Consider the following 8,406-nt stretch of genomic DNA (forward strand, 5'->3'; position numbering starts at 1 on the left):
GGGTTATGCCATCGAATACGACCATGTCGATCCCCGCGAACTCGAACCGACCCTGCAGGCCAAGCGGATGCCGGGCCTTTTCATGGCCGGGCAGATCAATGGCACGACGGGTTATGAGGAAGCCGCGGCCCAGGGTCTGGTGGCCGGTCTGAACGCTGCGCTCGCCGCGTCCGGCTCCACGCCCGCCGTGTTTGACCGTGCAGACGGCTACCTCGGTGTGATGATCGATGATCTTGTCACCCGTGGCATCTCCGAGCCCTATCGGATGTTCACGTCGCGGGCGGAATATCGCCTGACCCTTCGTGCCGACAATGCCGATCAGCGTCTGACCGACAAGGGTATTGCGCTTGGCTGTGTCGGCAGTGATCGTATTGTGCGACATACCGCGAAGATGGATGCGCTGTCGGCCGGCAAGAGCCTGGCGAAGTCGCTCTCGATCACCCCGAACGGGGCGGCGAAGCACGGTCTGTCCCTCAATCACGATGGCCAGCGTCGCACAGCTTTCGATCTTCTCTCTTACCCAGAGAGCGAATGGGCCACGGTGACCCGGATCTGGCCCGAACTCTCGGCCATTGACCCAGCAATCGGCACCCATATCGAAATCGACGCCAAGTACGACGTCTATCTGAAGCGTCAGACCGCCGATGTGGAGGCGTTCCGGCGTGATGAGGGGCTTTCGCTGATCGATATCGACTATGATGTTGTTCCCGGACTCTCCAATGAAGCCCGTGCCAAGCTGACCGCTGCTTCCCCGCGTACAGTGGGGCAGGCGGGTCGTCTGGATGGTGTCACACCCGCCGCTTTGGCAATCCTGACTGCTTATCTGCGCCGTGAAGCACGCAAGACAGCATCTGTTGGCGCTGCCTGACCTGTTTCACGTGAAACAGGCGGCTCAGCTCTCGGTATTTCCTGAATGACGCCGCGGCCAGAATGCCAGGGCCGCGACCAGCATCACGAATAATACCACCGCGACCATCATCTGAATGACACTGAAATTCAGCGCGTCGCGGGACACGAAGAGCGCCGTGATCGGCGCTGCCAGTCCCAGGAATATCCGTACGATCAGGCCCATCGTCTCATCCTCCAAAGATGGGATGAGGGTGATGGTATATTGATGCGATTTCCATTGATGCGGCGCAAACCTGAGCCAGATAGTGGGTTCCTAGATGGGTTTCACGTGAAACATGGGTGCAAGATGTGCCGGCGATCACGCGACGGGCCGCCTATCGCGATCTCGAAGGGCTCCTGGTTCTTTATCGGCATCTCACTCCGGACATGCCGAGGCTCGGAGACGATCTGGCGGAAACCAGATGGCGAGAGATACTGGCAGCGGATCATGTCGCAGTCTTCGTAACTGAAGCTGACAGGGTCCTGGTCGCCACGACGGCCCTGATCACCGCGCCAAACCTGATGCGGGGCGGGACGCCTCATGGCTTTCTCGAGAATGTCGTGACCCATGCCGATCATCGGCGTCGAGGACACGGCCGTGAAGCCGTCGAGGCCGGTCTATCCGAAGCCTGGGCGAGGGGATGCGAACGGGTTCTTCTGGTGACTGGTCGGATGCATCTCAATCCGCATGTGGCAGACTTCTATGAGAGCTGCGGGTTCAGATCCGGAAGGGCGGGATTGATGGTCCAACGACCGAGCGTGTGAGCGTGATTTGTTTCATGTGAAACAGGCCTATTGCTTTCGCTTCCGTGGCGCGGGCTGCGCATGTTGCCACGCAAGCCGCAGAGCAGCGGCCAGTTCGGTCTTGTCGAGCTTCGCCAGAACACCAATTGTCCAGCCCTGCTGACCCCAGGCATTCGGCACCGGTGTAAAGGCGTCCGGCATGACCGTGCATTTCAATGCCTGTTCGTCCGGCAGGAATTTGAAATTCGCGGTGAGCCCATCGGCGGCAAGGGTGACGAAGATCCGCTTCGCCTTGAAGGCGGTTCGATCAAAATGGGGGGCGGCCGTAACACGGTCCAGGGCGAGCGCAAGTTCGCGAAGCATGGATGCATTGGCCATGAGGTCACCCTAAAGGTCCGGTGTCGCGGTGATGATCTCCAACAGGTCCTGATCGGATCTGCCATAGAGCGCGCCGAGCGCAGAATAGGGATCGCCCGTCAGCCCGAGCACGGTCGTAAATGCGGGCTCGGTTTTCATGCCCCGCATTCGCAATGTCATGACCTGATCCCGGAGCGCGAATCCGCCGAGGTCGAGCAGCTGCCGTTCGACCACGAAATGCTGCCAGCCAGCCTGATCGGCCACTGGCTCAGGACTCACGAAGATCTCGAACGGCCAACCGTCCGCTTCGAACGTCGCGATCAACGGTCGGCCTCTGGCCGACCATCGATAGAGTGCAAATCCATCGATCGAGCAGAACGCCGTCCAGATCAGCTCAGCCGCGGCATCAGGGTCTTGGGCGTGGCAGACGATGTCGATGTCGCTATCGGGGAGGGCGATGCCGAGCGGAAGGGTGCCGACGACATGCGGATCGAACGGCGCCAGCAGATCGAGAATGCCGGTGTGATGGATGGCGTCTTGATAGGTTGGACAACTCATGTGCCGACTCTCTGGACCTCGACGACGCCATTTCGATAGCCGCCGTCATGGACTCGGAGTAAGGATAATCACTCCCTTCATGATGCATTGATACCCGATCCATGGCGCAACGTTCCCAGCCATCCGCTCCTGCTCCTCTCCTTGACAGCGATAAAGCCGCAGCGCTCCGCCTCACGCCTGTTTCACATGAAACAGAAGCGCGGCTCGATCGCTATGTGGCGTTGCTGCTGCAGTGGCAGGCCAAGACCAACCTCATCTCTCCGGCGACGTTGCCGCATCTGTGGACGCGCCATATCTCTGACTCGCTGCAACTCTTGAAGCTCGCGCCCGATGCACGCACGTGGCTCGACTTTGGCAGCGGCGGTGGTTTTCCCGGTGTGGTGCTGGCCTGTGCCATGGGCGATGTCGGCGGTCACGTCCATCTGGTCGAGCGCAACGCCAAGAAGGCGGCGTTCCTGCGCGAAGCGCTGCGGGTGACGCAAGCCCCAGGTTCGGTGCACCTCGCTGACATCGGGGATAATGTGGATAGTTTTCCAAAGCGCGTCGATTGCATCACCGCACGCGCCGTGGCGTCGCTAGATATCATTCTCGGTTTCGCGGCTCCCCTGATGAACGGCAGCACCAAGGCGCTGTTCTTGAAGGGTCAAGATGTAGATGCGGAATTGACCGAAGCTACTAAATGTTGGAATATAAGCCCACGCCTGCATGCGAGCCTCACCGGCGGACAAGGCTGGATCGTCGAACTGGACAAGATCGAGCGGCGCGACCCGTCGCAGATACCATGATGGCCCACGCAAATGACCGTAATTGATCAGGAATATCAAGAGGATAGCACGAAGGCGACCCCCGGCCACCCGCGCATCCTGGCGCTGGCCAATCAGAAGGGCGGCGTTGGCAAGACCACCACGGCGATCAATCTCGGCACCGCACTCGCCGCCATTGGTGAGCGCGTGCTGATCGTCGATCTGGATCCGCAGGGCAACGCCTCCACCGGCCTCGGCATCGATCGCCGCGATCGCGCCTGCTCGACTTATGACGTGCTGACCGGTGACGCGCCGCTGCGCGATGCCGTCGTCGTCACCGCGGTGCCGCGTCTGCATATCGCGTCGTCGACCATGGATCTGTCCGGCCTCGAACTGGAAATCGGCGGCGCCCGCGATCGCGCCTTCCGTCTGCGCGACGCCATCGGCGAATTGAACAACAATGTCTCGCCAGGCTCGGACTACACTTATGTGCTGATCGACTGCCCGCCGTCGCTCAACCTTCTCACCGTCAATGCGATGGCCGCGTCCGATGCGATCCTCGTTCCGTTGCAGTGCGAGTTCTTCGCGCTCGAAGGTCTGTCGCAATTGCTGCAGACGGTGGAGCAGGTGCGCTCGGCGCTGAACCCGACGCTCTCCATCCACGGTATCGTCATGACCATGTTCGATGCGCGCAACAATTTGTCGAACCAGGTTGTCGCCGACGTCCGCGAATTCATGGGCAACAAGGTCTATGACACCATGATCCCGCGCAATGTCCGCATTTCGGAAGCGCCGTCCCACGGCAAGCCGGTGCTGGTCTATGATTTGAAGTGCGCGGGCAGTGACGCCTATCTGCGCCTCGCCACCGAAGTGATCCAGCGCGAGCGCGAGATCCGCACGGCACAGGGCGACGCGGCGTGACGCGAGGCGCGTTGTCCGTAGCATGGGTAGAGCGTAGGCGCATCGCGCCGGAGCGAAACCCATCGGCGGAATCTGCCGCAATCACGGAATGATGGGTTTCGCTGCGCTCTACCCATCCTACGAGTACCGAGTTCTAGTTCTGGAGTGACCCATGAGTTCAAGGGGATTGGCAATGGCCGATGAAGCGCGTTCGCGGTTGGGCCGCGGTCTGGCAAGTCTGATCGGTGATGTCGGCGGCGAAGCCGCGCAGACCGAGCGGCCCAACCGTGCGCAGCGCAAGGTGCCGATCGAATTCATCAAGCCGAATCCGCGCAATCCGCGCCGCACCTTTGCGGATGCGGAATTGGCCGAACTCGCGTCCTCGATCAAGCAGCATGGCGTGATCCAGCCGATCGTGGTGCGCGCCGTGAAGGGCGCCAATGATCGTTTCGAGATCATCGCGGGCGAGCGCCGCTGGCGTGCGTCGCAGCTGGCCGGCCTGCATGAAGTGCCGGTGGTGCCGGTGGATGTCACCGATGCCGCGGCGATGGAAATCGCCATCATCGAAAACATCCAGCGCGAAGACCTCAATGCGATGGAAGAGGCGCAGGGCTATCACGCGCTCGCCGAGACCTACAAACACAGCCAGGACGAGATCGCGAAAATCGTCGGCAAGAGCCGCAGCCATGTCGCTAACATGATGCGTCTGACCAAACTGCCGGAAGACGTGCAAGCGCTGATCGCTTCGAACCAGCTCTCGAACGGCCATGCCCGTGCGTTGATCTCGCTGCCCGATCCGTCCGCTGCCGCGAAGCGCGTCATCGCCGAGGGGCTGAACGTCCGCCAGACCGAAGCGCTTGCGCATGAGGAAGGTGTGCCGGAACGCGCGCCGCAAAAGCCGCGGATGGGTTCGGCGCCGAAGGTCGCGAAGGATGCAGACACGATCGCGCTGGAGAAGCGTGTGAGTGACGTGCTCGGCCTGAAGGTGAGCGTCGATCACCGCGACCCCGGCGGCACTGTGGTGATCAAGTACAGCGATCTCGATCAGCTCGACGAGATTTTGAAGCGGCTGGATAAGTAAGCCCGCGCCCCGTCATGGCCGGGCTTGACCCGGCCATCCAACTTTCGTTGGTGTTTGCGGCAAAGATGGATGCCCGGGTCAGACCCGGGCATGACAGTGGAGGGGCTTATCCCCGCCGCCTTGCATTCACGGCAATCGACATCAACGCCCTCTGCGCGATCACTGCGCCGAGGGCGTTCTGCTTTCTGACATCCAGTGCAGCCACCGCGAGCTGATCGATGATCGCTGCCAGCCGTCGTGTCGTGAAATTGCGCAGTGCCGCCTCCACCGCGCCCTTGCGCGAAAAATGCAGGCGCGGAAATCCACTCTCCGCTGCGGCCGAGGCCGGTGTGCCGGCTTCCACCAGCAGGCTGGCTTTATGCAGCGCGGCGGCCTGGCGCTGCGCCGCCATCATGATCATGCCGGGATAGGTGCCAGCGATCATCGCCTTGTTGAACTCGGTTTCCACCAGCGTCGGATTGCCGGCGAAGGCGCCGTCCACGATCGGATCGATCTTCAGCTCGGAGGCGTCGGCCACGCAGGCCATCACGTCGTCGAGCGTCACCTCGCCGGTGCCATGCGCATAGAGCATCAGTTTTCGTAATTCGTTGCGCGACGCCTGGCGATCGCCGCCGAGCAGCGACATCAGCGTGGCCCGCGCATCACCCGCCATGCGCAGGTTCGCGAGCTGCAGCTCGTCATTGATCAGCTTGGTTAGATCGCGCTCGGTGTCCGGATAGCAGGCGATGGCGACGGCGGTCTTCGCTTTCTCGCACACTTTGCGCAATGGTGATTCCGGCCTGAGTTCGCCAGCCTCGATAACGATGCGGCAATCGCGGATCGCCATCTCGCTCAGCGTATCGACGCCGCTGGAGAAATTCTTCGATCCGGCGCGGACGCGAATGGCGCGGCGCCCGCCGAACATCGGGATGGTCATCGCTTCCTCGACCAGCCGCGACGGTTCTGCAGCGAGGTCGTCGCCATCCATGCGTACCAGCGAGAACGGATCGTTGACGTCATCGACGGCGGATTTCACCAGCGCCTCGGCGCGTTCGCGCACGAGGCCCGCATCGGGGCCGTAAAGCAGGATGATCGGCCGGGTCGCGTCCGGCCGGCTCAGGAAGATGTCGATGTCTTTTCCGCGAAGGGCGACCAAGGTGATTCCCGACTCAGGCGTGAGCGTGGAAGCGTCGACATCCCCACGTCATTGCGAGCACAGCGAAGCAATCCAGGAAGCCAAAAGCTGGATTGCTTCGTCGCTGCGCTCCTCGCAATGACGGCCGAGATATCAGCTGCCGCTGTAGAAGAACGACGCGAGGCGCGTATTGATGTTGTCCGCGATTTCGGCGGAGGCACGGTTCTCGGCATCGCGCGCGGCGCGGGTGCGGGCAAAGCGCTGCTGGCCACCCGGGATGTCATAGGTGACGCGGGAGAAGGTCGAGCCGGTCATCACCTGCTTGCCGGTGGCGATCTCGATCAGGCCATAGGTGGCATCGATGCCGTAATTTTCCGAAGTCGGCAGCGCGGTGGCGGAATCGATCATCAGCGAGCTGCGGCTCGGATTGACGCGGATCTTCAGCGTATAGAGCGGCGGCGCGCCGGTGGCGGCGCCATACATCTTGAACATCAGCGCGTTGCGGATCTCGATGCCGAGGCGGGCCTGGGGCGACGCGTTCGGATAATCGAGCGGCGGCACTTCGACGCTCGCGAGCTTCTCGCGCAGCGCAGACGAGCCGTCCGCCGTCTTGGCCGCATACATCGGCTGGAAGCAGCCGGCCGTGAGGGCGCCGAGGGCGACGACAGCCGTCAACCGGGCGGCGATACGGAACTTAGCCGACAACATTCACGATCCTCTGCGGCACCACGATGATCTTCTTGGGCGGCTTGCCGTCCAGCACCTGTTTTACAGCATCGAGGGCCAGAGCGGCAGCCTCAATTTCCGAATTGGACGCTTCGCGCGGAACTGTGACTTCTCCGCGCTTCTTGCCATTGACCTGAACGGGCAGGGTGATCTGGTCCTCGACCAGCAGATCGGCCTGCACCTGCGGCCAGGTCGCCTCGGACACCAGGCCGGTCTGGCCCAGCACCGTCCAGCATTCTTCCGCGAGATGCGGCATCATCGGGGCAAACAGCTGCACCAGGATCACAGCCGCCTCGTTCAGCGCCCAGCACATGTCCGGCGCCGGTGTGCCCGGCCTTGCCAGCGCCTCGCCAAAGGCATTGGCGAATTCGCGGATATAGGCGAGGCAGACATTGAACTGCAGTTTCTCAACACCGGTCGAGACCTTGTCGAGCGCACCATGGGCGGCCTTCCGGACAGCCAATGCTTCCGGGCTGAAGGCTGCCGGCCTGGCCGACGGAGCATTCTTCCCATGCGCTGCGGCCTCGTTGACCATGCGCCACAGCCGCTGGACGAAGCGCGAGGCGCCCTTGACGCCTTCCTCGCTCCAGATCACGTCGCGATCCGGCGGCGAGTCCGACAGCATGAACCAGCGCGCGGTATCGGCGCCATAGGTGCCGATGATATCGTCGGGGTCGACGGTGTTGCGCTTCGACTTCGACATTTTCTCGATGGAGCCGATCTCCACCGGTGAATTGTCGGTCAGCAGCGTCGCCGAACGTGTCGTGCAATCGCCGGTGATGTTGATCTCGGCCGGCGAAGCAAACGTGCCGTCCTGCTTCCTGTAGGTCTCGTGGACCACCATGCCTTGCGTGAACATGCCGGCAAACGGCTCGTCCAGGCTCACATGTCCCGTTGCTTTCATCGCGCGCGTAAAGAAGCGGCTGTAGAGAAGATGCAGGATCGCATGCTCGACGCCGCCGATATACTGATCCACCGGCATCATGCGATCGGCCACGGCGCGCGTGGTCGGCGCATCCGCATTCCACGGATCGGTGAAGCGCGCGAAGTACCACGATGAGTCCACGAACGTGTCCATCGTGTCAGTCTCGCGCCGCGCCTTGCCGCCGCATTGCGGGCAGGTCACGTGCTTCCAGGTCGGGTGATGGTCGAGCGCATTGCCCGGCTTGTCGAAGGTCACATCCTCCGGCAGCACGACAGGCAGGTCCTTCGCCGGCACCGGCACTACATCGCATTTTTCGCAATGGATGATCGGGATCGGACAGCCCCAGTAGCGCTGGCGCGAAATACCCCAG

11 protein-coding genes are annotated in these 8,406 nt (G+C 62.2%); 5 read left to right on the top strand and 6 right to left on the bottom strand.

Annotated features, from left to right (window positions below; genetic code table 11):
• Positions 1-868, top strand: an 868-nt coding sequence (locus ACIQ17_RS27285) for an FAD-dependent oxidoreductase (RefSeq protein ID WP_398472480.1), incomplete at its 5' end; no start/stop codon positions are given.
• Between the two features lie 24 nt (positions 869-892).
• Here ACIQ17_RS27285 and ACIQ17_RS27290 read toward each other — a convergent pair.
• Positions 893-1,072: a hypothetical protein gene (locus ACIQ17_RS27290; RefSeq protein WP_398472481.1), complete on the bottom strand. Its 180-nt coding sequence runs from the start codon at positions 1,070-1,072 to the stop codon at positions 893-895.
• A 125-nt stretch (positions 1,073-1,197) separates the two neighbouring features.
• Between ACIQ17_RS27290 and ACIQ17_RS27295 the strand changes: the two genes are divergently transcribed.
• Positions 1,198-1,653: a GNAT family N-acetyltransferase gene (locus ACIQ17_RS27295; RefSeq protein WP_398472492.1), complete on the top strand. Its 456-nt coding sequence runs from the start codon at positions 1,198-1,200 to the stop codon at positions 1,651-1,653.
• 27 nt (positions 1,654-1,680) lie between these two features.
• Here ACIQ17_RS27295 and ACIQ17_RS27300 read toward each other — a convergent pair whose 3' ends face one another.
• Both ACIQ17_RS27300 and ACIQ17_RS27305 read right to left on the bottom strand, forming a co-directional pair.
• Positions 1,681-2,010: an MmcQ/YjbR family DNA-binding protein gene (locus ACIQ17_RS27300; protein WP_398472483.1), complete on the bottom strand. Its 330-nt coding sequence runs from the start codon at positions 2,008-2,010 to the stop codon at positions 1,681-1,683.
• Positions 2,011-2,019: 9 nt separating this feature from the next.
• A complete protein-coding gene (locus tag ACIQ17_RS27305; RefSeq protein ID WP_398472484.1) occupies positions 2,020-2,547 on the bottom strand; it encodes a DUF4269 domain-containing protein in 528 nt (175 codons plus the stop codon).
• A gap of 101 nt (positions 2,548-2,648) precedes the next feature.
• On the opposite strand from ACIQ17_RS27305, the gene rsmG reads away from it, so the two are divergent.
• The 3 genes from rsmG (at position 2,649) to ACIQ17_RS27320 (ending at position 5,271) form a co-directional block, all read left to right on the top strand.
• Entirely contained in the window at positions 2,649-3,332 is a 684-nt protein-coding gene (rsmG, locus tag ACIQ17_RS27310; protein ID WP_398472485.1) for a 16S rRNA (guanine(527)-N(7))-methyltransferase RsmG, read from the top strand.
• A 12-nt stretch (positions 3,333-3,344) separates the two neighbouring features.
• Entirely contained in the window at positions 3,345-4,211 is an 867-nt protein-coding gene (locus ACIQ17_RS27315) for a ParA family protein (protein ID WP_398472486.1), read from the top strand.
• Positions 4,212-4,383: 172 nt separating this feature from the next.
• The gene (locus ACIQ17_RS27320) at positions 4,384-5,271 is read left to right on the top strand and encodes a ParB/RepB/Spo0J family partition protein (protein ID WP_398472493.1); all 888 of its coding nucleotides are present in this window, start codon (positions 4,384-4,386) and stop codon (positions 5,269-5,271) included.
• A gap of 106 nt (positions 5,272-5,377) precedes the next feature.
• Here the strand turns inward: ACIQ17_RS27320 and holA are convergent, their stop codons facing one another.
• The 3 genes from holA to ACIQ17_RS27335 form a co-directional block, all read right to left on the bottom strand.
• On the bottom strand, positions 5,378-6,406 hold the full coding sequence (gene holA / locus ACIQ17_RS27325; protein WP_398472488.1) for a DNA polymerase III subunit delta: 1,029 nt from the start codon (positions 6,404-6,406) through the stop codon (positions 5,378-5,380).
• 132 nt (positions 6,407-6,538) lie between these two features.
• Entirely contained in the window at positions 6,539-7,093 is a 555-nt protein-coding gene (locus ACIQ17_RS27330; RefSeq protein WP_398472489.1) for a hypothetical protein, read from the bottom strand.
• Positions 7,080-8,406: class I tRNA ligase family protein (locus tag ACIQ17_RS27335; RefSeq protein ID WP_398472490.1), on the bottom strand; the 1,327-nt coding region annotated here is incomplete at its 5' end. The genes ACIQ17_RS27330 and ACIQ17_RS27335, both read right to left, overlap by 14 nt.

The organism is Tardiphaga sp. (assembly GCF_044340795.1).
Taxonomy (GTDB): Bacteria; Pseudomonadota; Alphaproteobacteria; order Rhizobiales; family Xanthobacteraceae; genus Tardiphaga.